Here is a 25,989-nt window from a genome sequence, read left to right on the forward strand (position 1 = left end):
CTGGCCGGGCGCCGAACCGGTCGAACACGTCGTCCGACCAGGTCAGCCCTTCAGCGAATCCACCTCGCCGACGTTGATCGTGCCGCGGGTGCGGAACAGCGCCACCAGGATGGCCAGGCCGATCGCCGCCTCGGCGGCGGCCACCGTCAGGATGAAGAAGACGAACAGCTGGCCGGCCGCGTCGCCCAGCTCCCGCGAGAAGGCGATGAAGTTGATGTTGACCGCGAGCAGCATCAGCTCGATCGACATCAGCAGGACGATGACGTTCTTCCGGTTGAGGAAGATGCCGGCCATGCTGATGCAGAACAGCACCGCGCCCAGCGAGAGCATGTGGCCCAGGGTGATGCCGGAGGTGATCATGCCTGGCCCTCCCCTTCGGCCGGAGCGGCAGCCGGCGCCGGCTTCTCCACCGGCATCGACACGATGCGCAGGCGGTCGGCGGCCTTGACCCGCGACTGCGCGGACGGATTCTGGGTCTTGATCCCGGTGCGCTTGCGCAGGGTGATCATCACCGCCGCGATCACCGCCACGGTCAGGATCACCGCGGCGAACTCGAACGGCAGGATGAACTCGGTGAACAGCCGTTCGGCCAGCCACTTGGTGTTGGACGCATCGGCCGCGGCCGATGCGGCGTTGTCCGGGAACGGCGCCGCCGAGCGCGCCCTCACCCCGATCAGGGCGAGGATCTGGACCAGCATGGCGACCGCCACGACCAGGCCCACCGGCAGGAACCGCACCCAGCCCTCGCGCAGCGCGGCCACGTCGATGTCCAGCATCATCACCACGAACAGGAACAGCACCATCACCGCGCCGACGTAGACCAGGATCAGGGCCACGCCGAGGAACTCGGCGCCGACCAGAAGCCAGGTGCAGGCGACCGAGAAGAAGGTCAGGATCAGGCACAGCACCGCATTGACCGGGTTGCGCACGCTGATCACGGCGCCGGCCGAGACGACGGCGGTGGCGGCGAAGGCGTAGAAGGCGATCTTGGTCCAGTCCATCGTGGCCTCAGCGGTAGGCGGCGTCGGCGGCGCGGCGCTCGGCGATCTCCGCCTCGAGGCGGTCGCCGATGGCCAGCAGCTGCGGCTTGGTGACGATGTTCTCGCCGCGCTTCTCGAAGTGGTACTCCAGCACGTGCGTCTCCACGATCGAATCCACCGGGCAGCTTTCCTCGCAGAAGCCGCAGTAGATGCACTTGAACAGGTCGATGTCGTAGCGCGTGGTGCGGCGGGTGCCGTCCTCGCGCCGGGTCGAGTCGATGGTGATCGCCAGCGCCGGGCACACCGCCTCGCACAGCTTGCAGGCGATGCAGCGTTCCTCGCCGTTCGGGTAGCGGCGCAGCGCGTGCAGGCCGCGGAAGCGCGGCGACTGCGGGAACTTCTCCATCGGGTACATCAGCGTGTACTTAGGACGGAACAGGTACCGGAACGTAAGGCCCAGGCCCTGGACCAGCTCCAGCAGCATCAGGCTCTTGAAGTAGTGGACGACTTTGCTCATCGGTCAGGCGCCCTTCTCGAACACGCCATAGAACACCAGCACCGCAGTGACCGCGATCCAGGCGATCGTGATCGGGATGAAGACCTTCCAGCCCAGCCGCATGATCTGGTCGTAGCGGTAGCGCGGGAAGCTGGCGCGGAACCAGATGTAGGCGCTGGCGAAGAAGAACACCTTGGCCAGCAGCCAGGGCCAGCCGCCCTTCCAGATCCAGTCCACCCAAGGGGAGACGTCCGCGCTCACCCAGCCCTGGATCGGGCTCAGCCAGCCGCCGAGGAAGAAGATCGAGATCAGGAAGCTGACCAGGATCATGTTGGCGTACTCGGCCAGGAAGAACAGCGCGAACGCCGACCCGGAGTACTCCACCATGTGGCCGGCGACGATCTCCGACTCGCCTTCGACCACGTCGAACGGCGCGCGGTTGGTTTCGGCCACACCGGACACCCAGTACACGATGAACAGCGGCAGCAGCGGCAGCCAGAACCACTCGAGGAAGCCGGAGTTGCCGGCCTGGGCCATCACGATGTCGGTGAGGTTCAGGCTGCCGGCGGCGATCAGCACGCCGACCAGCGCGAAGCCCATCGCGATCTCGTAGCTGACCACCTGCGCGGCCGAGCGCATCGCGCCCAGGAACGCGTACTTCGAGTTCGACGCCCAGCCGGCGATGATCACGCCGTACACGCCCAGCGAGGTCATGGCCAGCAGGTACAGCAGGCCCGCGTTGGCGTTGGACAGGACCAGCTTGTAGTCGAACGGCACCACCGCCCAGGCGGCGAACGCCGGCGCCAGGACGATCAGCGGCGCCAGGATGTACATCACCTTGTGCGCGCTGGCCGGCTGGATGACTTCCTTGAACAGCAGCTTGAAGACGTCGGCGAACGCCTGGAAGATGCCCATGCCCACGTACATGGGCCCGTGGCGCACGTGCATCCAGCCGATCAGCTTGCGTTCCCAGACCACGTAGAACGCCACCGAGATGATCACCGGCATGGCGATCGCCAGGATCTTCAACACGATCCAGACCGCCGGGCCAAGTTCGCCCAGCGAGTAGAACCACTCGCGCAGCGGACCGACGGCGTTGATCAGAAGCTCGTTCATGCCTTCACCACCTCGACCCGGCCCGCGCCCAGCGGCGCGGTGGCGCCATGGCCGCCTTCGATCCATGCGGCGCCCGCGGCGACGCGGTCATCCACCGCCACCGGCAGGGTCGCGGTGCCGCTCCCGGCGCGGACCTTGGCGACGGTGCCATCGGCCAGGCCGGCGGCAGCGGCATCGGCCGGATTCAGCACGATCCTGGCCTCGACGCTCAGGGGATGGGCCTGCAGCGCGGCGGCACGGCGCACCACCGCGTCGGTGCGGTAGATCGCGGGGACCAGCGCCAGCTCGAGGGTGCCGGTGCCGGCATCGGCCGCGCGACCGGGCTTCAGCGCGACCTTGCGGCCGCCCTCCAGCATCGCCCGCGCACCAGCCAGGTCGGTGAACTCGAAGCCCGGCAGGCCCAGTTCGCCGCCCAGCGCGCGCAGGACGCGCCAGCCTTCGCGGGCCTGCCCCGGCAGCCTTCCGCCGGCCTGCGCCGACTGTTCGACGCCATCCAGGTTGGTCAGCGTCGCCTCGATCTCCGGCAGCGCACCGATCGGCAGGATCACGTCGGCCACGGAACGGGTCGACTCGCAGGCGAAGTGGCTGAACGCCACGACCTGCGCCGCGTTCAGCGCCTTCAGCGCGGCGGCGGTGTCGGCGAAGTCCAGGCCCGGCTCGATTCCGTACAGCACGTACCCGCCGCGCGGCGCGGCGAACATGCCGGCCACGTCCAGCGCGGACGGCAGCACCCCCGCCCGGGCCAGGCCCACGGCGTTCGCACCCTGCGGGATGCGGCACAGCGAGGCGCCGGTGGCGGCGGCGAAATCGCGCGCGGCGGCACGGATCGCGGCGGCCTGGGGATGGTTCTCCGCGATCGCGCCGACGATCACCACCGCGCGCGTCGCGCCCTTGGCGGCATCGCGCAGCGTGGCGTCGGCCAGCGCCTCGGCGAAGCGCGACGGCGGCACGATCTGCTTGCCGGCCAGGGCGAAGGTGAAGTCGAAGTCGACCGGATTGATCACGTGGATGCGGGCGTTGCGCTTGACCTGGGCCTGGCGCAGCCGCGCGTGCAGCAGCGGCAGCTCGTGGCGCAGGTGGCTGCCGACCAGCACGACCACGTCGGCCTGGCCCACTTCCGCCAGCGGCAGGGCGAACGGCTCGGCCACGGCGGCGTCGGAGAAGTCGCGGTTGCCGATGCGGTGGTCGAGGTTGCCGCTGCCCAGTTCACCGGCCAGCAGCGCCAGCAGCCCGCCCTCCTCGTTCGAGGTCGACGGATGCGCCAGCACGCCGAGGGCATCGCCCCTGTTCGCGCGCAGGATATCGGCCGCCGCGGCCAGGCCTTCGGCCCAGCTGACCTCGCGCCACTGCCCGTCCACCTTGCGCAGCGGCGCGGTGGCACGGTCGGCGGCCTGCAGGCCCTGGTGCGAGTAGCGGTCGCGGTCGGACAGCCAGCACTCGTTGACCGCCTCGTTGTCGCGCGGCACGGTGCGCAGCACTTCGCCGCGGCGCACGTGCAGGTGCAGGTTGGAGCCCATCGGGTCGTGGTAGCCCAGCGACTCGCGGGCGACCAGCTCCCACGGGCGGGCGCGGAACTGGAACACCTTGTTGGTCAGCGCGCCGACCGGGCACACGTCGATGACGTTGCCCGATAGCTCGGTCGCCAGCGGCTTGCCGTCGTAGGTGCCGATCTGCAGGTTCTCGCCGCGGTACATGCCACCCAGCTCGTAGGTGCCCGCGATCTCGCCGGTGAAACGGACGCAGCGGGTGCACTGGATGCAGCGCGTCATCTCGGTGGCGACCAGCGGGCCGATGTCCTCGTCGGCGACCACGCGCTTGCGCTCGACGTAGCGGCTGACCGAGCGGCCGTAGCCCAGCGACAGGTCCTGCAGTTCGCACTCGCCACCCTGGTCGCAGACCGGGCAGTCGAGCGGATGGTTGATCAGCAGGAACTCCATCACGTTGCGCTGGGCCTTCAGCGCCTTGTCGTTGCGGGTGAAGACCTTGAGGCCGTCCATCACCGGCGTGGCGCAGGCCGGCGACGGCTTCGGCGCCGAGCGCCCGCCCACCTCGGTGTCGACCAGGCACATGCGGCAGTTGGCCGCCACCGCCAGCTTGTCGTGGTAGCAGAAACGCGGGATCGGGATGCCGGCCTTGTCCGCCGCCTGGATGATCATCGAGCCCTTCGGCGCGGCCATCTCGACGCCGTCGATGAAGACGGTGACGTGGTCGGGCGGCAGGTTCGGGTTGACGGGCTGCGCACTCACGCGGCCACCTCCAGGTTGGAACGGACCACCGTGCCATCGCGCTCGTCGTCGACGAGGAAGCGCTTGTTGACGATGGCGTATTCGAACTCATGCCAGAAGTGGCGCAGCATGCCCTGCACCGGCCACGCGGCGGCTTCGCCGAACGCGCAGATGGTATGGCCTTCGATCTGGCCGGCGGCCGCGCGCAGGGTCTGCAGGTCTTCCAGCGTGGCCTTGTGCTCGGCCACCCGGGTCAGCATGCGGTACATCCAGCCGGTGCCTTCGCGGCACGGCGTGCACTGACCGCAGCTTTCCTTGTAGTAGAACCGGGCGATGCGCTGGCAGGCGCGGACCATGCAGGTGGTGTCGTCCATCACCACGACCGCGCCCGAACCCAGGCCCGAACCGGCCTTCTGGATCGCGTCGTAGTCCATGGTCAGGCCCATCATGGTCTCGCCCGGCAGCACCGGCATCGAGGAACCGCCCGGGATCACCGCCTTGATCTTCCGCCCCTCGCGCATGCCGCCGCAAAGCTCCAGCAGCTCGGAGAACGGCGTGCCCAGGCGGATCTCGTGGTTGCCGGGCCGCGCGACGTGGCCGGACACCGAGAAGATCTTGCAACCGCCGTTGTTCGGCTTGCCCAGGTCCATGAACCACTGCGCGCCGTTGCGCACGATCGCCGGCACGGAGGCGTAGGTCTCGGTGTTGTTGATCGTGGTCGGCTTGCCATACAGGCCGAAGTTGGCCGGGAACGGCGGCTTGAACCGCGGCTGGCCCTTCTTGCCTTCCAGCGACTCCATCAGCGCGGTTTCTTCGCCGCAGATGTAGGCGCCCGCGCCCAGCGCATTGTACAGGTCGATGTCGACGCCCGAGCCGAGGATGTCCTTGCCCAGCCAGCCGTTGGCGTACGCCTCGGCGGTGGCCTCCTCCAGGTGCTCGAACGGCTCGTGGTGGAATTCGCCGCGCAGGTAGTTGTAGCCCACGGTCGAGCCGGTGGCGTAGCAGGCGATCGCCATGCCTTCGATCACCGCGTGCGGGTTGTAGCGCAGGATGTCTCGGTCCTTGGCGGTGCCCGGCTCGGACTCGTCCGAGTTGCAGAGGATGTACTTCTGCATGTCGCCCTTGGGCATGAAGCTCCACTTCAGCCCGGTCGGGAAGCCCGCGCCGCCGCGCCCGCGCAGGCCCGACTGCTTGACCATCTCGACCACGTCGGCCGGCGGGATCTTCTCGGTGAGGATCCTGCGCAGCGCCTGGTAGCCGCCGGTCTTGAGGTAGTTCTCGTACGACCAGGGCTTGTCGAAGTGCAGCGTCGTGTAGACCGCCTGGTGCTCCTTCGGGGCCGGGCCGACCGGGCCGTAGCCCTCGGAAATCTTGGTGTGGTGCGCCATCTGCGGTGGCCTCACTTCAGTCCGTCGAGCAGCTCGTCCACCTTCGCGGCGGTGAGCTTCTCGTGGTAATGGCCGTTGATCACCACCACCGGGGCGCCGCAGCACGCGGCCACGCACTCTTCCTCGCGCTTGAGGTAGACGCGGCCGTCGGCGGTCGACTCGCCCAGCTTGCAGCCGAGCTTCTGCTCGGCGTGCGCCACCAGCTGCTCGGCGCCGTTGAGCCAGCAGCTGATGTTGGTGCAGAAGGCCACGTTGTTGCGGCCGACCTTCTGGGTCTCGAACATCGAGTAGAAGGTGGCGACCTCGTAGGCCCATACCGGCGGCAGGTCCAGGTACCTGGCGACCGCGGCGATCAGCTCGTCGGTCAGCCAGCCCTGGTTCTGTTCCTGGGCCGCGTGCAGCCCCTGCAGCACCGCGGACCGCTTGCGGTCCGGCGGGAACTTGGTCAACCAGTGGTCGATGTGCGCGCGCGTGTCGTCGCTCAGGACGACCATCGGGTCGACGTTGCGCGCGTGCTCGAAATTACCGGTGGCCTTCATCGATCCACCTCACCAAACACGAGATCATAGGTACCGATCATGGCCACGACGTCGGCCAGCATGTGGCCGCGCACGATCTCGTCCATCGAGGACAGGTGCGCGAAGCCCGGCGCGCGCAGGTGCACGCGGAACGGCTTGTTGGCGCCGTCGGACACCAGGTAGCAGCCGAACTCGCCCTTGGGCGCCTCGACCGCGGCGTAGGTCTCGCCTGCCGGCACGCAATAGCCTTCGGAGAACAGCTTGAAGTGGTGGATCAGCGCTTCCATGTCGTCCTTCATCTCCTCGCGCTTGGGAGGGGCGACCTTGAAGTTCTGGACCATGACCGGGCCGGGGTTGGCCTTCAGCCACTTCACGCACTGGGTGATGATCCGGTTGGACTGGCGCAGCTCGGCGACGCGGACCAGGTAGCGGTCGTAGCAGTCGCCCTCCTTGCCCACCGGGATGTCGAAGTCGACCGCGTCATACTTCGCGTAGGGCTGCTTCTTGCGCAGGTCCCATTCGATGCCCGACCCGCGCAGCATCGGCCCGCTCATCGACCAGGCCAGGGCCTGCTCGGGCGTGACCACGCCGATGCCGACGGTGCGCTGCTTCCAGATGCGGTTGTCGGTCAGCAGCGTCTCGTATTCGTCGATGCGCTTGGGGAACTCGCGGGTGAAGTGCTCGATGTAGTCGAGCAGCGAGCCCTCGCGCGCCTCGTTGAAGCGCTTCAGCTTGGCGCCCTTGTGCCAGGGGGATTCCTTGTACTTGGGCATGTGGTCCGGCAGGTCGCGATAGACGCCGCCGGGCCGGTAGTAGGTCGCGTGCATGCGCGCGCCGCTGACCGCCTCGTAGACGTCCATCAGCTCTTCGCGCTCGCGGAACGCGTACAGGAACACCGCCATCGCGCCCAGGTCGAGCGCATTGGAACCCAGCCACATCAGGTGGTTCAGGATCCGGGTGATCTCGTCGAACATGGTGCGGATGTACTGCGCGCGCTCGGGCGCCTCGATCCCCAGCAGGGTCTCGATCGCGCGCACGTAGGCGTGCTCGTTGCACATCATGGACACGTAGTCCAGCCGGTCCATGTAGCCGATCGACTGGTTGAACGGCTTGGACTCGGCCAGCTTCTCGGTGCCGCGATGGAGCAGGCCCACGTGCGGATCGGCGCGGACGATGGTCTCGCCGTCCATCTCCAGGATCAGGCGCAGCACGCCATGCGCGGCCGGGTGCTGCGGGCCGAAGTTCATGGTGTAGTTGCGGATCTCCTGCTTCGCCTCGGCGGCGTTGCCGGATGCGGCGGCAGGATGGAACGTCGTATCGGGATTCATCTGTGCGCTCACTTGGCCGCCTCCCGCTGCGCGGCTTCGCCGGCCGCGGTCTCGTAGCGGGCGTCGTCGCGGATCACGCGCGGCACGCCCACGCGCGGCTCGACCGAGGTCACCGGCTCGTAGACGACGCGCTTGCGCTCCTCGTCGTAGCGCACCTCGACGTTGCCGATGAGCGGGAAGTCCTTGCGGAACGGATGGCCGACGAAGCCGTAGTCGGTCAGGATCCGGCGCAGGTCCGGGTGGCCCTCGAAGACGATGCCGTACAGGTCGAACGCCTCGCGCTCGAACCAGTTGGCGCCGGGCCACAGGGCCGTCACCGACGGCACCACCGGCAGCGCGTCGTCCGGCGCGAAGCAGCGCACGCGCAGGCGGACGTTGCCGGCATAGGACATCAGGTGCAGGACCGCGGCGAAGCGGCGCCGCGGGACCTCGATCGGCACGACCCGGTCGGCGCCCTGCTGGCTGGGCTGCTCGCCCCATCCGAAGCGGCCGGTGCCCTTGCCTTCCACGCCGCGGCTGAAGCCGCCGGAGGACACGCCTTCGGTGTCCCACTCGTCGCTGCCGTAGCCCAGGTAGTCGATGCCGCTGACCGCGGTCAGCTGCTCGAAGGCGAACTCGTCGCGCAGCGCCTGGCAGGTCGCCAGCCAGTCCTGCGCGGATGCTTCGAGGGTGATCTCGCCACGGGGTTCGGCCACGGTCACCGCCGCGGCCGGGAAGCGGTCGCGGAGGCGCTGGGCGAAGGAGGCAGCTGGCTCGGCCATGGGGCTTGGCGTATTCCGGAAAGGACGTGGGTTCAGCGGTCGATCGTGTTCTTCCTGGCCACGGTCTGCGTGCGCCAGATCTTCTTCTGCAGCTGCAGGATGCCGTAGACCAGCGCCTCGGCCGTGGGCGGGCAGCCGGGCACGTAGACGTCGACCGGGACGACGCGGTCGCAGCCGCGCACCACCGAGTACGAGTAGTGGTAGTAGCCGCCGCCGTTGGCGCAGCTGCCCATCGAGATGACCCACTTCGGGTCGGGCATCTGGTCGTAGACCTTGCGCAGCGCCGGGGCCATCTTGTTGACCAGGGTGCCGGCCACGATCATCACGTCGGACTGGCGCGGCGACGGGCGGAACACGACGCCGTAGCGGTCCAGGTCCAGGCGCGCGGCGCCGGCGTGCATCATCTCGACCGCGCAGCAGGCCAGGCCGAAGGTCATCGGCCACATCGAGCCGGTGCGCGCCCAGTTCACCAGCGCGTCGACGCTGGTGGTGATGTAGCCCTTCTCGAGCAGCGGGTTGTCGCCTTCGGGGCGCAGGATGTCGTCGACCCGCCCTTCCGGGATCGGGTTGGTCATCAGGCGATCGAGGGTTTGGATCACTCCCATTCGAGCGCTCCCTTCTTCCAGACGTAGACGAAGCCGAGGAACAGCATCCCGACGAACAGGCCCATGGTGACCAGCGCGCGCGGCCCCAGTTCCTGGAACACGAGGGTCCACGGCACGATGAAGATGATTTCCAGGTCGAAGACGATGAACTGGATCGCGATGAGGTAGTAGCGCACGTCGAACTTCATGCGCGCGTCCTCGAACGCCTCGAAGCCGCACTCGTAGGGCGACAGCTTCTGCAGGTCCGGGCGGCGCGGCCCGAGCACCCGGCCGACGATGATCAGCGCGACGCCGATGCCGGTGGCCACGATCAGGAACAACAGGGTCGGCAGGTATTGGGCCAGCACGTGCGGTTCTCTCTTGCCTCTGCCCGGCAGGCCGGGCTTGGGTCCGTTTCCGCGAGGGCCGCGGAGCGCCTGTTGCGTCCTCGCCGCCGCGCCTCCCGCTCTGGAAGACCCGGCGATGCCGCGGACAGTCACATGTGCCGCTGTCCGCTGCGATTGTGCACAGCAGCGGAATTGTAGCGGCTGGCCGGCGCGGTAGTAAACGCTTGCAAGCGTGCCGCATCGCCACAAACCGCAAGAAAAAAGCCCGCTCGCGCGGGCCTTCGTCCTTTGCTGCCATCCGGCGCTGGCGCGCCGGCTTTCACATGGTGCCCAAGAGGGGACTCGAACCCCTACGACTTGCGTCGCTACCACCTCAAGGTAGTGCGTCTACCAATTCCGCCACCTGGGCATGAAACCGTGCGCCGGCTCGCGGCGCGGCGCATTGTACGCGTTACTGCGCCGGGGGAGCAGCCTCCGGCTGTTCCTGCGCCGGCGGCGGCGCGGGAACCTGCTCGACTTCCGGCGCGCTGGCCGCCGGCGCCGCGGCGGGCACCTCGGTCGAGGCCGGGGCGGCCGGCGGGGCCGGCATCTCGCCCGGCGCGAGGGCGCCCTGGGCCGGCGCGGCCGGCTCGGCCATCAGGCCAAGGCTCTGCTGGACCACCGGGCGGGCGCTGTGGCTGGCGTACCAGGCCATGAACAGGCTGATGCCGAAGAACACCACGGCCAGCCACTTGGTGCTCTTGGATAGGAAGTTGGACGCGCCCCGGGCACCGAACACGGTGCCCGACGCCCCGGCGCCGAACCCGGACCCGGCGGCGGCACCGGCGCCGCGCTGCAGCAGGATCAGCGCGATCATCGCAATCGCCACCAGCACGTACACCACGTTGAGGATCAGCATCAGCATGTCGTGTTGCCTTGTCGTCTCGACTCTTGCTTCGTGCCTAGGCGGCGGTCGGGGCCGCCCGGGCGATGGCCAGGAAGTCCGCGGCCACCAGCGAGGCGCCACCGATCAGCCCGCCGTCCACGTCGGGCTGCGCGAAGAGCGCGCCGGCGTTGTCGGGCTTCACGCTGCCGCCGTACAGGATCGGCAGGGAATCGGCGATTCTAGCATCGTGGGCGGCGATCTGGCGACGGATGAATGCGTGCATGGCCTGGGCCTGTTCCGGCGAGGCGGTGCGCCCGGTCCCGATCGCCCAGACCGGCTCGTAGGCCACCACCGCGTCGGCGAACCCGGCCACCCCGACCAGGTCGAGGACCGGCTGCAGCTGCCCGGCGATGACCTCCTCGGCCTGGCCCGCATCGCGCTGTTCCAGCCGCTCGCCCATGCACAGGACCGGGCGCAGGCCGGCATTGAGCGCCGCCCGGAACTTGCGGGCGACCAGGTCGCTGCTTTCCTGGTGGTACTGACGCCGCTCCGAGTGCCCGCACAGGCCGTAGCGGGCGCCGACGTCCACCAGCATCGTGGCCGAGACCTCGCCGGTGTAGGCGCCTTTCTCGTTGCTGCTGACGTCCTGGGCGCCGAAGGCGAGCGGCGTGCCCTCGAAGTCCTCGATCAGGTCGCCCAGGTAGGGGAGCGGCGGCATCACCACCAGCTCGACCCCGGGGACCGGGGCGCCGGCGGCGATCTGGCCGACCAGCTCGGTGGCGAAGGCACGGGTGCCGTGCAGTTTCCAGTTGCCCGCGACGATCCTGCGACGCATGCACGACTCCGGATAGCTCGTATTGCGCGGAAGGATACCGCGCAGTACGGATGTCCTGCTCGCTGACAACGCAGGACATCGCCCGGACAGGCGCGGGGACGGCCTACTTGAGCTTGATCTCGCGCAGCCGTTCCTCGAGGTAGCCCTGCGCCGTGATCGGCTCCGGGTAGCGGCTCGGGTTGTCCGCGGTGACCGTGGACGGCAGCACGTCGATCAGGAAGTCGGGGTTCGGATGCAGGAAGAACGGCACCGAGTAGCGCGGCTTGCGCGCCTCGGCGGCCGGCGGATTGACCACGCGGTGGGTGGTCGACGGGTACACGTGGTTGGTCAGCCGCTGCAGCATGTCGCCGATGTTGACCACGATGGTGTCCGCGTCGGCGGTGAACGGCACCCACTCGCCCCCGCGCGACAGCACTTCCAGCCCCGAGGCGCTGGCGCCGACCAGCAGCGTGATGAGGTTGATGTCCTCGTGCGCGCCGGCGCGCACGTTGGGGATGTCGTCCGCGGTGATCGGCGGGTAGTGGATCGGGCGCAGGATCGAGTTGCCCGAATCGGTCTTGTCGGCGAACCAGGTCTCCGGCAGCCCGATGTGCAGGGCCAGGGCCGACAGCACGCGCGAACCGAGCTGGTCCAGCGCCTGGTACAGGCCGTAGCCGTGCTCGCGGAAGCCGGGCACCTCGGCCGGCCACAGGTTGGGTGGCATCACCGGGCGGTACTTCGAATCGTCCGGGATTTCGCGGCCGATGTGCCAGAACTCCTTGAGGTCGAAGTGCCGGGCGCCCTTGGCGGTCTCGACCCCGAACGGCGTATAGCCGCGCGCGCCGCCGCCACCGGGGACGTGGTACTGCTTCTTCACCTCGTCCGGGAGCGCGAAGAACTGCTTGAACACGCCGTACGCGGCGTCGATGTCGGCCTGCGGGATGCCGTGGTTGCGGATGCCCGCGAAGCCCCATTCGCGGTAGGCGGCGCCCAGCTCGGCCACGAAGGCCTCGCGATCGGCGCTGCTGGCCGGCGCGGTGAAACGCGTGATGTCGAGGGTCGGAATGCGTGCAGCCATGTCGTGCTCCGGAGATCGGTCGCGGCGGTTCAACCGCGCGTCAGGGGTTCTTGGCCGCGATCAGGTCGCGGCGGCCTGGCGGACCGCGGCGGCCAGCCGGTCCAGGGTGTCCTGCATCAGCGCGGCGTCATCGGCCTCGACCGTCACCCGCACGACCGGCTCGGTGCCCGAGGGCCGCAGGAACGCGCGCCCCCTGCCCTGCACCGCCGCCTGCGCGCCCTGCAGCGCGCCGCGTACGCCGTCGGCTTCGACGATGGCCTTGGCCGAGGCTCCCTCGAGGCGCACGTTGACCGTCTTCTGCGGCATCGCGGACAGGCCTTCGAGCGCCTGGCGCAGGCCGGCCCCGGACCCGCGCAGCACGTCCAGCACCTGCAGCGCGCTGACGATCGCGTCGCCGGTGGTCGCCCGGTCCAGGCACAGCAGGTGGCCGGAGGCTTCGCCCCCGAGGACGCCACCGCCCTCCACCAGCGCCTGGTGGACGTAGCGGTCGCCGACCTTCGCCCGCTGGAAGGGAATGCCGGCCTCGGCCAGCGCCTTCTCCAGCCCGTAGTTGGTCATCAGCGTGCCCACCACCGGCCCGTGCAGGCGGCCGCTGGCCTGCCAGGCGCGGGCCAGCACGTACAGCAGGCCATCGCCATCGACCGGGTTGCCCTGGTCGTCGGCCATCAGCACGCGGTCGCCGTCGCCGTCGAAGGCGATGCCCAGGTCCGAACCGGTCTCGCGCACCTTGGCGGCGAGGCTGTCGATGTGCATCGAGCCCACGCCGGCATTGATGTTCAGCCCGTCCGGGGCCGCGCCGATGGCGACCACCTCCGCGCCCAGCTCGCGGAACAGCAGCGGGGCGATGTGGTAGGTGGCGCCGTGGGCGCAGTCCAGCACGAGCCTGAGCCCGCGCAGGTCGAAACCGCGCGGCACCGACGCCTTGCAGAATTCGATGTAGCGGCCGACCGCGTCGCGCGCGCGCACCGCCTTGCCCAGCTTCTCCGACTCGACCGTGGCGAAGGCGCCGTCGAGCGCCGTTTCGATCGCCAGCTCGGTGGCGTCGTCGAGCTTCTCGCCCTCGGCGGAGAAGAACTTGATGCCGTTGTCGTAGTGCGGGTTGTGGGAAGCGCTGATGACGATGCCGGCATCGGCGCCGAGGGTGCGGGTCAGGAAGGCGACCGCCGGGGTCGGCATCGGGCCCAGCAGCTGCACGTCCACGCCCGCGGCGACCAGTCCCGCCTCGAGCGCGGCCTCGAACATGTAACCGGAGATGCGCGTGTCCTTGCCGATCACGACCGTGCGACGGCCTGGGCGACCATCGGCCAGGACCCGTCCCAGCGCGTTGCCGAGGCGCAGCACGAAGTCGGCGGAGATCGCGCCCTCGCCGACCCGGCCGCGGATGCCGTCGGTGCCGAAATAACGGCGCGCGCTGCTCATGCCGCGTCCAGGGTGTCGCTGTCTTCCGGACGCGGCTGGCGGCCCATCATCGCCAGCAGGCCGGCGAGGCGGTCGCGCAGCTCGCGGCGGTCGCAGATCTGGTCGATGGCGCCGTGCTCGAGCAGGAACTCCGAGCGCTGGAAGCCTTCCGGCAGCTTCTCGCGCACGGTCTGCTCGATCACGCGCGGGCCGGCGAAGCCGATCAGCGCCTCGGGCTCGGCGATGTTCAGGTCGCCCAGCATCGCGAACGAAGCCGACACGCCACCGGTGGTCGGGTGGGTCAGCACCGAGATGTACGGCAGCCCGGCCGCGCGCAGCCGCCCCAGCGCCGCGGAGGTCTTGGCCATCTGCATCAGCGAGAACAGGCTCTCCTGCATGCGCGCGCCGCCGCTGGCGGAGAAGTTCACGAACGGGGCGCCGATCTCCAGCGCCTTCTCGGCGGCCAGGGTGAACTTCTCGCCGACCACCGAACCCATCGAGCCACCCATGTAGGCGAAGTCGAACGAGCTGGCCACCAGCGGCCGGCCCTTGAGCAGGCCCTGCATCGCGACCAGCGCGTCGTATTCGCCGGTGGCCTTCTGGGTCGACTTGATCCGCTCGGCGTAGCGCTTGGAATCCTTGAACTTGAGCACGTCGGTCGGCGCCAGGGTGGCGGCGATCTCGCTGGTGCTGCCCGGGTCGAACAGCGAGGCCAGCCGGGCGCGGGCCCGGATCGCCATGTGGAAGTCGCACTTGGGGCAGACCTCCAGGTTCTCCTCGAGCTCGGGGCGGTACAGCACCGCGCCGCAGCGGTCGCATTTCTCCCACAGGCCCTCGGGCACGGAGCGCTTGCGGTTGGCGGCGTTGTCGGTGCGGATGCCGGAGGGCATCAGTTTGCTGAGCCAGCTCATTCGAAAGGGTGTGTTCCGTTCAGGGGCCGTCGCCGGCCGGAAAAGGGCGACAGTCTAGCTCACGTGCCCCGCGCGGGTGCCCAGCGGACGGGCGATCCGTACGTGATCGTATGGTAGGCTCCGCCTTCCCCGCCCCTCCGCTTTCCCATGAAGCCTTCCGTCTTCCGCCACGGCATCAACCTGTGGCCGCCGTTCCTGTTCACCGGCATCCACGTCGCGGACGTATCGCCGGACTGGCGGCATGCCCGGGTCGAGCTGCGGATGCGGCCCTGGAACCGCAACTACGTGGGCACCCACTTCGGCGGAAGCCTGTTCGCGATGACCGACCCGTTCTGGATGCTGCTGCTGATGCGGCTGCTCGGGCGCGACTATTACGTCTGGGACCAGTCCGGCAGCATCGATTTCGTCAAGCCCGGCCGCGGGACTGTCACCGCCCGCTTCGACATCGACGATGCGGTGCTGGAGGAGATCCGCCAGGCCACCGCCGGCGGCGCCAAGTACCTGCACTGGTTCGAGAACGAGATCGTGAACGCCGACGGCGAGGTGGTCGCCCGGGTCCGCAAGCAGGTCTACGTGCGGCGCAAGCCGGACCGCCGCCCGGCTCAGGGCGACGCGCCGGCCGCCTGAAGCCGGCTGGCCGGCAGGGGCACGGACCAGGTGCCGTCGTGGCCGCGCGGCTCCGGTCGCGGACTCTCGTACAGGTCGACGCCGAGCGTGCCCGCGGTCGCGTCCAGCCGGAGCGGCCGCACCGCGCTGCGCATCGGCGCCGGCAGCCGCGCCACCGCGGCCTCGTCGATCACGCCGTCCTGGCGGCGCAGCCAGAGCAGCGCCGCCAGGGTACGCAGGCGCGCGTCGGCATCCTGCAGGCGCACGCCATAGTCGCGATAGGCCGGCTGGGCGACGTCGGCCAGCACGCAGCCGATCGGGTTGGAGGCGCAGGCGAGCGACCAGCGTGACGGCGGCGGAGCCGGATCAAGCAGCGGCCGGTCGGCTGCGATGAGTTCGCGTGCCTGCGCGCTGCAGTACCAGGCGAACTTGGGCGCCCCACGGGCGGCGGTACGCTCCGGATCGAACAGCGCGCCGGACGCCCACGCCGGAACGTCCCTGCCCATGCTTGCACCCAGCGCCACCGCCGTGGCCTGGCCCTGGATGCCCGCCGACACCCAGCGTCCCTCCGACAGCATGGTCCGGCAGATCCCCGCCTCAAGATCCAGCGGCAGCCCCAGCGCGGCCTCGCAGGCAGGTGGCAACGGGTGGCCGCGCGGCAGCTCGGCCAGCATCTCGGCCAGCAGCGTGGCGTTGCCCTGCACCAGGGCCGCGCCGACCATGCTGCCGACCAGGCTGTCGCCCCCGACGATCAGGGTGCGTCCCTGCGCCACGCCGGCACAGGCGCCCGCCAGCGCCGCGTCGGCGTCGCCCTGGGCGAACCGCCACGCGTCCCGCGTGTGCGCCCGGGCCAGCCACTGGAACTCCGGGAATGGCGCATCGAGCCGCGGCGGGAGCGGGCTGCGGAAGCGGTCGTAGGCTGACAGCGCGTCTGTTCGCTCGAGCAGGCGTCCATGGTGGGCGAGCAGTCCGGCGTAGGCGGCCGGCGCGGCCCGGATGCGTTCGATGCAACCGGCCTCGCGCGGCGCGCACCAGTCCGGATCACCCTGGCGGGGTTCGCCCAGTCGCGGCCAATCCTCGCGGGCGCTGCGCCAGGCGGGCCCGTCCCTGCGCGAAGGGTCCCACGGCGCCAGCGCGCCCAGGCTGCGGACGTCTTCCGCGAGCACCCGGCCCTGCTCGGCGGCGGGGATGTCGTAGCCGAGCGTCCACAACGCCGCGAAGCCATCTCGACCGCCATCCGGCGGCGGGGCCTGCACCAGCGCCAGCGCCTCGCGCTCGGCCCTCGTCGGCCCCATCGCCCGCGATACCACGTGCACTGCCAGCGCCAGCAGCACCACGGCGATGGCGCCGCCGACCAGGCACTTCAGGATCCGTAGCATGCATTTCCCCCGCCGGCATTCCCCATGCCGGGGCATCAGCATAACCGCCGCCGGCGCTACAATCCGGCCATGTCCCCCGACTCCCACGCGCCGCAGCGCGCCTCGCTGCAACGCCTGTTCCTCACCGGCCTGCTGACCCTGCTGCCGATCTGGCTGACCTGGGTCGTCATCAAGTTCGTGTTCGTGCTGCTGTCCAGCATCAGCGCGCCCTGGGTGGTGCCGATCTCCGAGAACATCGCCGACTCCTTCCCCACCTACATGGGCTGGGGCAAGGCGCTGTGGGTGCAGAACACCATCGCCATGGTGGCGACCCTGCTGGTGATCCTGGGCGTGGGGGTGCTGGCGCGGCGGGTGATCGGCCAGCGCCTGCTCGGCTGGTTCGAAGCGTTCATGGCCCGGGTGCCGCTGGCCAACCTGGTCTACACCAGCGTGCGCAAGCTGCTGGACATCCTGCAGACCAAGCCTGGCAGCACCCAGCGCGTGGTCCTGATCGACTTCCCGCACCGCGAGATGAAGGCCATCGGCCTGGTCACGCGGGTGCTGAAGGAGGAAGGCACCGGCCGCGAACTGGCCGCGGTGTACGTGCCGACCACCCCCAACCCCACCTCGGGCTACCTGGAAGTGGTGCCCGTGGAGCTGCTGACGCCGACCGACTGGACCGTCGACCAGGCCATGGGCTTCATCATCTCCGGCGGCGCCGTGGCCCCCGAAACCATGCCCTTCACCCGCGCGGGCGAGCGGCAGTGAGCGTACAGGCCGCGCGCCTGTTCGAGGATCGCGCGGTCCGCCTGTTCATCGGCCTCGCCGCGTTCTTCTGCGTCAACGCCGCGCTGGCCGAGTTCATCGGGGTCAAGATCTTCGCCCTGGAGGACACGCTCGGCGTGGCCCCGTTCGAATGGAACCTGTTCGGCCAGACCGGGTCGCTGAACTTCACCGCCGGCACGCTGCTGTGGCCGGTGGTGTTCATCATGACCGACACGATCAACGAGTTCTTCGGCCGCCGCGGCGTGCGCTTCATCTCGTGGCTGGCGGTCGGCCTGATCCTGTACGGCTTCGTGTTCGCCTTCGCCGCGATCGAGCTCGCGCCGGCCGCCTGGTGGCGCGGCGCCGCCCAGGCGCAGGGCGTGCCCGACTACCAGTCCGCGTTCGCCGCGGTGTTCGGCCAGGGCCTGTGGACCATCGCCGGCTCGCTGGTCGCCTTCCTGGTCGGGCAGATGATCGACGTGGCCGTGTTCCACCGCATCCGCCGCGCCACCGGCGAGCGCCGGGTCTGGCTGCGCGCCACCGGCTCGACCGCGGTCTCGCAGCTGGTCGACAGCTTCGTGGTGATCTGGATCGCCTTCGTGCTCGGCCCGCAGAAGTGGCCGACCTCGCTGTTCCTGGCGGTGAGCACCCTCAACTACGCGTGGAAGATGCTGGCGGCGATCGCGCTGATCCCGCTGCTCTACGTGATGCGGCGCGCGATCACCGCCTACCTGGGCGCCGCGCGCGCCCGCGAGCTGCGCGAGCAGGCGGCCCGCTGACGCGCCGATGGCGCCCCCGGCTGGCCTGCGCCGGCCGGATGCGGCACTCTCCGGGGTTCACGTCTATCCGGAGTGCCCATGTCCCCGAACCGGCTGCGCTGGCTCGCCCTTCCCGTCGCCCTGGTCCTGCTCGCGCCCGCGCCGGCGGACGCCGCGAAGAAAAAGGCCAAGCGGCCCGCCGCTTCGGCGCCCGCCAAGGCCAAGCCGGCGAAGAAGGCCGAGACCCGGCCCGAGCAGCTGCAGCGCCTCTACGCCGAATACTGGGACGCCTCGCTCAAGCTCAATCCCCTCCAGGCGACCTTCCAGGGCGACCCGCGCTGGAACGACCAGCTGCCCAACTACCTGTCGGCCGATTTCCGCAAGCAGAGCCACGACTTCACCGCGCAATGGCTGGCCAAGGTCGAAGCGGTCGGCGAGGAGGGCCTGCAGGGCCAGGACCTGCTGAGCTACCGGATCTTCGTGCGCAATGCCCGCGACGCGCTGGAAGGCGAGCGCTTCCCGGGCTGGATGCAGCCGGTCAACCAGTTCAACAACCCGGCCACGCTGGTGGCCATGCTGGGCTCGGGCAGCAGCGCGCAGCCGTTCCGCACGGTCAAGGACTACGACAACTGGCTCAAGCGCGGCGCCCAGGTGCCGGCCCTGTTCGAACAGGCGATCGCCAACATGGAACAGGGCATGGCCGCCGGCGTCGTCCAGCCGCGGCCGCTGATGGAGAAGGTGCTGCCGCAGCTGGACGCGCTGATCAAGCCGACCGCCGAGGAGACCCTGTTCTGGAACCCGATCCGGACCATGCCGGCGGAGTTCCCCGAAGCCGAGCGCGCGCGCCTGGCCGCCGAGTACAAGCAGCTGATCGAGCAGCGGCTGATGCCCTCCTACCGGCGCCTGCGCGGCTTCATCGCCACCCGCTACCTGCCGGCCACGCGCAGCAGCGCCGGCCTGGCCGCGCTGCCCGACGGCGCGGCCTGGTATGCCTACAACGCCCGCCAGAGCACTACTACGGACCTGGCGCCCGAGCGCATCCACCAGATCGGCCTGGACGAGGTCGAGCGGATCCACGGCGAGATCCGCAAGGTGATGAAGCAGGTGAAGTTCCGCGGCAACATGCAGAAGTTCTTCCGTTTCATGCAGCAGGACAAGCGATTCCAGTTCGCCGACGAGGAGGCCCTGCTGGCCTATTACCGCGGCCTGGAGTCGAAGGTGATGGCCAGGGTGCCGCAGCAGTTCTCCCTGCTGCCCCGGGCCGGCTTCGAGATCCGCCCGGTGGAGCCGTACCGCGCCCAGTCCGCCGCCGGCGGTTCCTACATGCGGCCGAGCGAGGACGGCAGCCGCCCCGGCGTGTTCTACGTGAACACCTACGACCTGCCCTCGCGCAAGACCTGGGACGCCGAGGACCTGTTCCTGCACGAGGCCATCCCCGGCCATCACTTCCAGCTGGCGCTGCAGCAGGAGCTGGGCGGCCTGCCCGCGTTCCGCCGCTTCGGCGGCGAGACCGCGTTCACCGAGGGCTGGGGCCTGTACGCCGAATCGGTCGGCCGCGACCTGGGCCTGTACGAGGACCCGTATTCGTACTTCGGCTACCTGCAGAACGAACTGTGGCGCGCGATCCGGCTGGTGGTGGACACCGGCCTGCACAGCAAGGGCTGGACCCGGCAGCAGGTGATCGACTACATGCTCGAGAACTCGGCCACCAGCCAGGTCGAGGCGGTGTCGGAGACCGAGCGCTACATGGCCATCCCCGGCCAGGCGCTGGCCTACAAGATGGGCGAGCTGAAGATCATGGAGCTGCGCAGGAAGGCGCAGGCCGCGCTCGGCCCGCGCTTCGACGTGCGCGCGTTCCACGCCGAGGTGCTCAAGGACGGTTCGGTGCCGCTCGACGTGCTCGAGGCCAAGGTCGACGCGTGGATCGCGGACCAGCAGGCAGCGGCGCCGCAGGCCCCGACGGGTTAACCTGCGGCATCGCCACGTCCGGGGAAGACGTCCGATGTCCTCGCTGTTGCCCCTGCTCGCCCTGGCCATGCTCTCCGGCACGCCCGCCGCGCCCGCCGGAGATCCGGTCGCGGCCGTCGATGCGCTGATGCGCGACTACGACGGCCGCGTGCCCGGCGCGGCGGTGCTGGTGCTGCGCGACGGCGAACCGCTGCTGCGCAGGGGTTACGGCCTGGCGGACCTCGAAGCGGGCGTCGCCACCTCGCCGGAAACCAACTACCGCCTGGCCTCGGTGACCAAGCAGTTCACGGCCGCGGCGATCCTGCTGCTGGCCGAGGACGGCCGGCTCACGCTCGAGGATCCGGTGAAGCGCTGGCTGCCGTCGCTGCCCGCCGCCGCCGAAGCGGTCACCGTTCGCCAGCTGCTCAGCCACACCTCCGGCCTGGTCGACTACGAGGAGCACGTCCCGGCGGACTTCGCCGGGCAGCTGCACGATGCCGACGTGCTGCGCATCCTCGAAGGCCAGGACCGCACGTATTTCCCGCCCGGCAGCGCCTATCGCTACAGCAACAGCGGCTATGCGCTGCTGGCGCTGGTGGTCGGTCGCGCCTCCGGCCAGGACTTCGCCACGTTCCTGCGCCGGCGCATCTTCCAGCCGCTGGGCATGCGGTCCTCCGTCGCGCACCAGGATGGCGTGGACACCGTCGCGCATCGCGCCTGGGGGTACACCCTGGCCGGCGGCCGCTGGACCCGCACCGACCAGAGCCAGACCAGCGCGGTGCTCGGCGACGGCGGCATCTATTCCTCGATCGACGACCTCGCGCGCTGGGACGCGGCGCTGTACGACGACCGCCTGCTCGCCGCGGGGTCGCGGACGCGGATGTTCGCGCCGGCCACGGCGACGGACGAGCCGGACGTGCCGCACTACGGCTTCGGCTGGCGGCTCAACGGCGACAGCGCGTGGCACAGCGGCGAAAGCATCGGCTTCCGCAACGTGGTCGTGCGCTGGCCGGCCGAGCGCCTGACCGTGGTCGTCCTCACCAACCGCAACGACCCCGAGCCGTATCCGCTGGCGCTGGCCATCGGCCGCCTGTTCCGCCAGCCGGCCGCGCCCTGACCGACGGGGCGTATTCCCACCCCGTCCATGACTTCCAGCCGATAGCCCGGGCCGGCAAGCCCGGCGAGGATCGGCACCACATCAACGGAGGATGTACCGCATGCTCGAGATCCGCTCGCTGTCCAAGACCTACGCCAACGGCGTGCAGGCGCTCAGGGACGTCACCCTGGACATCCCGCGCGGCATGTTCGGCCTGCTCGGCCCCAACGGCGCCGGCAAGTCCACCCTGATGCGGACCATCGCCACCCTGCAGGACGCCGACAGCGGCAGCATCCACCTCGACGGCCTGGACGTGCTGGCGGACAAGACCGAGGCGCGCCGCCGGCTGGGCTACCTGCCGCAGGAGTTCGGCGTGTATCCCAAGGTCTCGGCCGAGGCGATGCTGGACCACTTGGCCGTGCTCAAGGGCGTGACCGCGCGCGGGGAGCGCAAGGCGCTGGTCCAGGCGCTGCTGCAGCAGGTCAACCTGTGGAACGTGCGCAAGCGCAAGCTGGGCACCTTCTCCGGCGGCATGCGCCAGCGCTTCGGCATCGCCCAGGCGCTGATCGGGCAGCCGTCGCTGATCATCGTCGACGAACCCACCGCCGGCCTGGACCCGGAGGAGCGCAACCGCTTCCTCAACCTGCTGGCCGAGATTGGCGAGAACACGGTGGTGATCCTGTCCACCCACATCGTCGAGGACGTGACCGACCTGTGCCCGCGCATGGCGATCATCGCCGCCGGCCAGGTGCGGCTGGCCGGCGAGCCGCGCGAGGCGATCCGGTCGCTGGACGGACGGATATGGCGCAAGCGGGTGGACAAGGCCGAACTGGGCGAGGTGATCCAGCGGCATGCCGTGCTGTCCTCGCGCCTGGTCGGCGGGCAGCCGGTGGTGCACGTGCTGGCCGACGGTGCGCCGGGCGACGGCTTCTCCGCGGTGCCGGCCAACCTCGAGGACGTGTATTTCGGCGAGCTGCGCAAGGTCGCGCTGGCCGCCAGCCCCGCGCAGGTGGCCTGAGCCATGCTGCGCCATCTCCTGTCCTTCGAACGCCGCCTGCTGCTGCGCAACGGCGTGTTCTGGATCGTCATGCTGGTGTTCGCCCTGCTGGGCTTCGGCAGCATGGCCTCGGACAACGTCAGCTTCGGCGGCGGGGTCGGCAACATCCTGCGCAACGCGCCGGCGGTGGTGATCAGCCTGCTGGGCAGCTTCAGCGTCCTGGCGGTGCTGCTGACCACGATCTTCGTCGCCGGCATCGCCCTGCGCGATTTCGAGCAGCGCACGGCGGAGCTGTTCTTCGCCACGCCGATGCGCAAGCGCGACTACCTGCTCGGGCGCTTCGGCGGCGGCTTCCTCGCCAGCCTGGCGATCCTGGCCGCCGTCGCCTTCGGGCTGTGGCTGGGCAGCCTGATGCCGTGGCTGGACCAGGCGCGGCTGGGGCCGACGCCCTGGACCGCCTACGCCTGGGCGTTCGGGGTGCTGGTGGTCCCGAACCTGCTGTTCCTGTCGGCGCTGCTGTTCCTGCTGGCGACCCTGACCCGCTCGATGCTCTACACCTACATCGGCGTGATCGGCTTCTTCGTGCTGTGGACGGCCTCCGGCTTCCTGACCCAGGACCTGGATTCGCGCTGGATCGGCGCGCTGCTCGACCCCTCGGGTACCACCGCCGTCGGCGAGCACATCCGTTACTGGTCCAGCGCGCAGTACAACGGCCAGCTCCCCGCGCTCACCGGGCTGCTGCTCGGCAACCGCGCGCTGTGGCTCGGCGTGACCGTCGTGCTGCTGGCGGTCGCGTTCCGCATGTTCCGGGCCGACCGCGAGGGCATCGTCCTGCACCGGCGCAAGGCCGCGGTCGCGCCCGAACCGTCCGCGCCGCAGCCCGGCGTGGCCGCCGCGGCCGTGCCGCTGGCCCTGCCGCAGGTCAGCCTGCGCCGGAACGCCGCCGCCCGCTGGACCCAGTACCGCCAGCTGGCCGGGTTCGACCTGCGCGGCGCGCTGACCGGCGCGCCGTTCCTGGTGATGCTGGTGCTCGGCCTGCTGATGATCTTCACCGTGCTCAAGTTCGGCTCGAGCATGTACGGCACCGAGCTGTACCCGGTGACGCGGCGGATGCTGTCGACGATCGACGGCGGCATGGGCCTGTTCCTGATCATCATCGTCACCTTCTACGCCGGCGAACTGGTCTGGCGCGAGCGCAGCCTGCGCGTGGCCGAGGCCACCGATGCGTATGCCCTGCCCGACTGGATCCCGCTGGCCTCGAAGATGACCGCCCTGACCGGGCTGGTGGTCGCGTTCCTGCTCGCCGGCATGCTGTTCACCGCCGGCTGGCAGCTGGGCCATGGCTACACCGCGTTCGAGCCCCTGCTGTACCTGAAGGGACTGGCGCTGGCCGCGATCCCGTTCGCGCTGATGGCGGCCCTGGCGGTCTTCCTGCAGGCGGTGAGCGGCAACAAGTTCATCGGCTACCTGCTGATGATCGTGTACCTGGTCGCGCGGGCGGCCATGGGCATGCTCGACCTGGACCACCTGCTGTACCGCTACAACTCGGCCACGCCCGCCCCGTATTCGGACATGAACGGCTACGGTCACTTCATCGGCCCGCACCTGCTGCTGCGCGGGTACTGGGCGGCGTTCGCGGCGATGCTGCTGGTGGTCGCCCTGCTGTTCTGGCCGCGCGGAACGTCGCTGGGCCTGCGCGACCGCCTGCGGCAGGCGCGCGCGCGGCTGCGCGGGCCGGCGCTGGCGACGCTGGCCGCCTCGCTGCTGGTGTTCGCCGGCCTCGGCGGCTGGATCTTCTACAACACCAACGTGCTCAACGACTACGTGCCGGGCGACCTGGCCGAGGAGCGGCAGGCCGACTACGAGAAGGCGTACCGCCAGTACAAGGACCTGCCGCAACCGCGCATCGCCTCGATCCGCGCCGACGTCGACATCTTCCCGGACGAGCGGCGCGTCGACATCCGCGGGCACTACCGCCTCGAGAACCGCACCGGTTCGCCGATCGCCGAGCTGCACGTCAGCACCAACACCGACGTGGAGGTGCGCAAGCTCGAGTTCGGACCGCATACGGTGGTGAAGAAGGACGACGTCAACGGCTATGCGATCTACCGGCTTGCCACGCCGCTGGCCCCGGGCGCGTCGCTGGACTTCGCCTTCGAGCTGTCCAGCGTGCCGCACGGATTCCCGATGAGCGGCGGCGGCACCTCGGTCGTCTACAACGGCACCTTCTTCAACAACTACGCCGCGCTGCCCCAGTTCGGCTACAACGAGCGCGCCCAGCTGCAGGACCGCAACGACCGGCGCAAGCACGACCTGCCGGCGCTGCCGCGGATGAACCCGATCGGCGACGTCGCCGCGCGCGGCTCGAACTACCTCACCACGACCGGCGACTGGGTCGACTTCGAGACCACGGTGTCGACCAGCGACGGCCAGATCGCGCTGGCGCCGGGCTACCTGCAGCGCGAATGGGAGCAGGACGGCCGCCGCTACTACCACTACAAGTCGGAAACGCAGCTGCTGCCGTTCTTCTCCTGGCTGTCGGCCGACTGGCAGGTGGCGCGCGACCGCTGGAACGACGTGGCCATCGAGGTCTACCACCACCCCACGCACGCCTGGAACGTGCCGCGGATGATCGACTCCACCAGGAAGTCGCTGGACTACTACAGCCGCAACTTTTCGCCCTACCAGTTCCGCCAGTTCCGGATCCTCGAGTTCCCGGGGTACCAGTCGTTCGCCCAGGCCTTCGCCGGCACCATCCCGTACTCGGAATCGATCGGATTCATCGCCGACCTGCGCGACAAGGAAGACATCGACTACGTGTTCTACGTCACCGCGCACGAGGCCGCGCACCAGTGGTGGGCGCACCAGGTGATCGGCGCCAACGTGCAGGGCGCGACGATGCTGTCCGAGTCGCTGGCCCAGTATTCGGCGCTGATGGTGATGGAGAAGGAGTACGGGCCGCGGCAGATGCGGCGGTTCCTCAAGTACGAACTGGACCGTTACCTGATGAGCCGCGCCGCCGAGCGGGTCGAGGAACTGCCGCTGGCGCTCAACGAGAACCAGCAGTACATCCACTACCAGAAGGGCTCGGTGGTGTTCTACGCCCTGCGCGATGCGATCGGCGAGGAAAAGCTCAATGCGGTGCTGTCCGAGTTCGTGCGGCAGTGGGGATTCAAGGGCCCGCCCTACCCGACCACCCGCGATTTCCTCGACCTGCTGTATGCGCGCACCGCACCGGAGCACCACCCGTTCATCCGCGACCTGTTCGAGCGCATCGTGTTCTGGAACCACCGCGCCACCGCCGTCGACGTGCGCAAGCGCGCGGATGGCAAGTACGTGGTCACGCTCAAGGTGCAGGCCGAGAAGGTGTCCACCGACGGCAAGGGCAAGGAAACCCAGGAGCCGGTGGACGCGCTGGTGGACATCGGCGTGTTCGCACGCGCGGAGGACGGCTCCGAAGCCGACGAGAAGGTGCTGTACCTGCGCAAGCACCGGATCACCGCGGGCGACACGACCCTGGAGCTGGTCGTGGACGAACTGCCCTACGAGGCCGGCATCGATCCGTACAACAAGCTGATCGACCGCGATTCCGGCGACAACCGCAAGAAGGCCACGCTGAAGCAGTGAGTGTGCGGTCCCGCGCCGGAAGGCGC

Annotated in this window: 24 protein-coding genes and 1 tRNA gene; 7 read left to right on the forward strand and 18 right to left on the reverse strand. The window is 69.7% G+C overall.

Going from position 1 to position 25,989, the window contains the following annotated elements; translation table 11 throughout:
• Window positions 1–42 precede the first annotated feature (42 nt).
• The 17 genes from nuoK to accD all read right to left on the reverse strand — a co-directional run bounded on the left by nuoK (window position 43) and on the right by accD (window position 14,809).
• Window positions 43–360 carry an NADH-quinone oxidoreductase subunit NuoK gene (nuoK, locus tag ACA089_RS05990; protein WP_372014476.1) on the reverse strand — a complete coding sequence of 106 codons (318 nt, stop codon included), beginning with the start codon at window positions 358–360 and terminating at the stop codon, window positions 43–45.
• Window positions 357–1,001, reverse strand: a complete 645-nt coding sequence (locus ACA089_RS05995) for an NADH-quinone oxidoreductase subunit J (RefSeq protein WP_372014478.1) — start codon at window positions 999–1,001, stop codon at window positions 357–359. The genes nuoK and ACA089_RS05995 overlap by 4 nt, the downstream gene beginning before the upstream one ends.
• Before the next feature lie 7 nt (window positions 1,002–1,008).
• Window positions 1,009–1,497, reverse strand: a complete 489-nt coding sequence (gene nuoI / locus ACA089_RS06000; RefSeq protein WP_372014480.1) for an NADH-quinone oxidoreductase subunit NuoI — start codon at window positions 1,495–1,497, stop codon at window positions 1,009–1,011.
• Between the two features lie 3 nt (window positions 1,498–1,500).
• Window positions 1,501–2,592: an NADH-quinone oxidoreductase subunit NuoH gene (gene nuoH / locus ACA089_RS06005; RefSeq protein WP_372014482.1), complete on the reverse strand. Its 1,092-nt coding sequence runs from the start codon at window positions 2,590–2,592 to the stop codon at window positions 1,501–1,503.
• Window positions 2,589–4,838: an NADH-quinone oxidoreductase subunit NuoG gene (gene nuoG / locus ACA089_RS06010; protein WP_372014484.1), complete on the reverse strand. Its 2,250-nt coding sequence runs from the start codon at window positions 4,836–4,838 to the stop codon at window positions 2,589–2,591. Before nuoG ends, nuoH begins: the two co-directional genes overlap by 4 nt.
• Entirely contained in the window at window positions 4,835–6,205 is a 1,371-nt protein-coding gene (gene nuoF / locus ACA089_RS06015) for an NADH-quinone oxidoreductase subunit NuoF (protein WP_372014487.1), read from the reverse strand. The genes nuoG and nuoF overlap by 4 nt, the downstream gene beginning before the upstream one ends.
• Window positions 6,206–6,216: 11 nt before the next feature.
• A complete protein-coding gene (gene nuoE / locus ACA089_RS06020; RefSeq protein ID WP_372014490.1) occupies window positions 6,217–6,744 on the reverse strand; it encodes an NADH-quinone oxidoreductase subunit NuoE in 528 nt (175 codons plus the stop codon).
• Window positions 6,741–8,051 (reverse strand): NADH-quinone oxidoreductase subunit D, encoded by a 1,311-nt coding sequence (locus tag ACA089_RS06025; protein ID WP_372017684.1) that lies wholly within the window; start codon window positions 8,049–8,051, stop codon window positions 6,741–6,743. The genes nuoE and ACA089_RS06025 overlap by 4 nt, the downstream gene beginning before the upstream one ends.
• 8 nt (window positions 8,052–8,059) lie before the next feature.
• On the reverse strand, window positions 8,060–8,812 hold the full coding sequence (locus ACA089_RS06030; protein ID WP_372014493.1) for an NADH-quinone oxidoreductase subunit C: 753 nt from the start codon (window positions 8,810–8,812) through the stop codon (window positions 8,060–8,062).
• 32 nt (window positions 8,813–8,844) lie between these two features.
• A complete protein-coding gene (locus ACA089_RS06035; RefSeq protein WP_372014496.1) occupies window positions 8,845–9,417 on the reverse strand; it encodes a NuoB/complex I 20 kDa subunit family protein in 573 nt (190 codons plus the stop codon).
• Complete coding sequence (locus ACA089_RS06040; protein WP_372014499.1) at window positions 9,408–9,764, reverse strand: NADH-quinone oxidoreductase subunit A; 357 nt, start codon at window positions 9,762–9,764, stop codon at window positions 9,408–9,410. The genes ACA089_RS06035 and ACA089_RS06040 overlap by 10 nt, the downstream gene beginning before the upstream one ends.
• 303 nt (window positions 9,765–10,067) lie before the next feature.
• Window positions 10,068–10,152: transfer RNA gene (locus ACA089_RS06045), tRNA-Leu, on the reverse strand.
• Window positions 10,153–10,194: 42 nt separating this feature from the next.
• Window positions 10,195–10,647, reverse strand: a complete 453-nt coding sequence (secG, locus tag ACA089_RS06050) for a preprotein translocase subunit SecG (protein ID WP_372014501.1) — start codon at window positions 10,645–10,647, stop codon at window positions 10,195–10,197.
• Between the two features lie 37 nt (window positions 10,648–10,684).
• On the reverse strand, window positions 10,685–11,443 hold the full coding sequence (gene tpiA, locus ACA089_RS06055; RefSeq protein WP_372014503.1) for a triose-phosphate isomerase: 759 nt from the start codon (window positions 11,441–11,443) through the stop codon (window positions 10,685–10,687).
• A 103-nt stretch (window positions 11,444–11,546) separates the two neighbouring features.
• Complete coding sequence (locus ACA089_RS06060; RefSeq protein WP_372014506.1) at window positions 11,547–12,500, reverse strand: isopenicillin N synthase family dioxygenase; 954 nt, start codon at window positions 12,498–12,500, stop codon at window positions 11,547–11,549.
• A gap of 60 nt (window positions 12,501–12,560) precedes the next feature.
• Window positions 12,561–13,919, reverse strand: a complete 1,359-nt coding sequence (gene glmM, locus ACA089_RS06065; RefSeq protein ID WP_372014509.1) for a phosphoglucosamine mutase — start codon at window positions 13,917–13,919, stop codon at window positions 12,561–12,563.
• Window positions 13,916–14,809 (reverse strand): acetyl-CoA carboxylase, carboxyltransferase subunit beta, encoded by an 894-nt coding sequence (gene accD / locus ACA089_RS06070; RefSeq protein WP_372014512.1) that lies wholly within the window; start codon window positions 14,807–14,809, stop codon window positions 13,916–13,918. Before accD ends, glmM begins: the two co-directional genes overlap by 4 nt.
• Before the next feature lie 147 nt (window positions 14,810–14,956).
• On the opposite strand from accD, the gene ACA089_RS06075 reads away from it, so the two are divergent.
• Complete coding sequence (locus ACA089_RS06075) at window positions 14,957–15,436, forward strand: DUF4442 domain-containing protein (protein ID WP_372014515.1); 480 nt, start codon at window positions 14,957–14,959, stop codon at window positions 15,434–15,436.
• Here ACA089_RS06075 and ACA089_RS06080 read toward each other — a convergent pair.
• Window positions 15,412–16,794: a hypothetical protein gene (locus ACA089_RS06080; RefSeq protein WP_372014518.1), complete on the reverse strand. Its 1,383-nt coding sequence runs from the start codon at window positions 16,792–16,794 to the stop codon at window positions 15,412–15,414. The genes ACA089_RS06075 and ACA089_RS06080 overlap by 25 nt on opposite strands.
• Window positions 16,795–16,863: 69 nt before the next feature.
• Between ACA089_RS06080 and ACA089_RS06085 the strand changes: the two genes are divergently transcribed.
• The 6 genes from ACA089_RS06085 (at window position 16,864) to ACA089_RS06110 (ending at window position 25,963) form a co-directional block, all read left to right on the forward strand.
• Window positions 16,864–17,541, forward strand: a complete 678-nt coding sequence (locus ACA089_RS06085) for a DUF502 domain-containing protein (RefSeq protein WP_372014520.1) — start codon at window positions 16,864–16,866, stop codon at window positions 17,539–17,541.
• A complete protein-coding gene (locus ACA089_RS06090; protein ID WP_372014523.1) occupies window positions 17,538–18,317 on the forward strand; it encodes a queuosine precursor transporter in 780 nt (259 codons plus the stop codon). The genes ACA089_RS06085 and ACA089_RS06090 overlap by 4 nt, the downstream gene beginning before the upstream one ends.
• Before the next feature lie 72 nt (window positions 18,318–18,389).
• On the forward strand, window positions 18,390–20,264 hold the full coding sequence (locus tag ACA089_RS06095; protein ID WP_372014526.1) for a DUF885 domain-containing protein: 1,875 nt from the start codon (window positions 18,390–18,392) through the stop codon (window positions 20,262–20,264).
• A 34-nt stretch (window positions 20,265–20,298) separates the two neighbouring features.
• Window positions 20,299–21,360 carry a serine hydrolase domain-containing protein gene (locus ACA089_RS06100; RefSeq protein ID WP_372014527.1) on the forward strand — a complete coding sequence of 354 codons (1,062 nt, stop codon included), beginning with the start codon at window positions 20,299–20,301 and terminating at the stop codon, window positions 21,358–21,360.
• Window positions 21,361–21,460: 100 nt separating this feature from the next.
• Entirely contained in the window at window positions 21,461–22,357 is an 897-nt protein-coding gene (locus ACA089_RS06105; protein ID WP_372014530.1) for an ABC transporter ATP-binding protein, read from the forward strand.
• Between the two features lie 3 nt (window positions 22,358–22,360).
• Window positions 22,361–25,963: an ABC transporter permease/M1 family aminopeptidase gene (locus ACA089_RS06110; RefSeq protein ID WP_372014532.1), complete on the forward strand. Its 3,603-nt coding sequence runs from the start codon at window positions 22,361–22,363 to the stop codon at window positions 25,961–25,963.
• Window positions 25,964–25,989: the final 26 nt, after the last annotated feature.

Source organism: Pseudoxanthomonas fibrivorans (genome assembly GCF_041464125.1).
Classification (GTDB): domain Bacteria; phylum Pseudomonadota; class Gammaproteobacteria; order Xanthomonadales; family Xanthomonadaceae; genus Pseudoxanthomonas.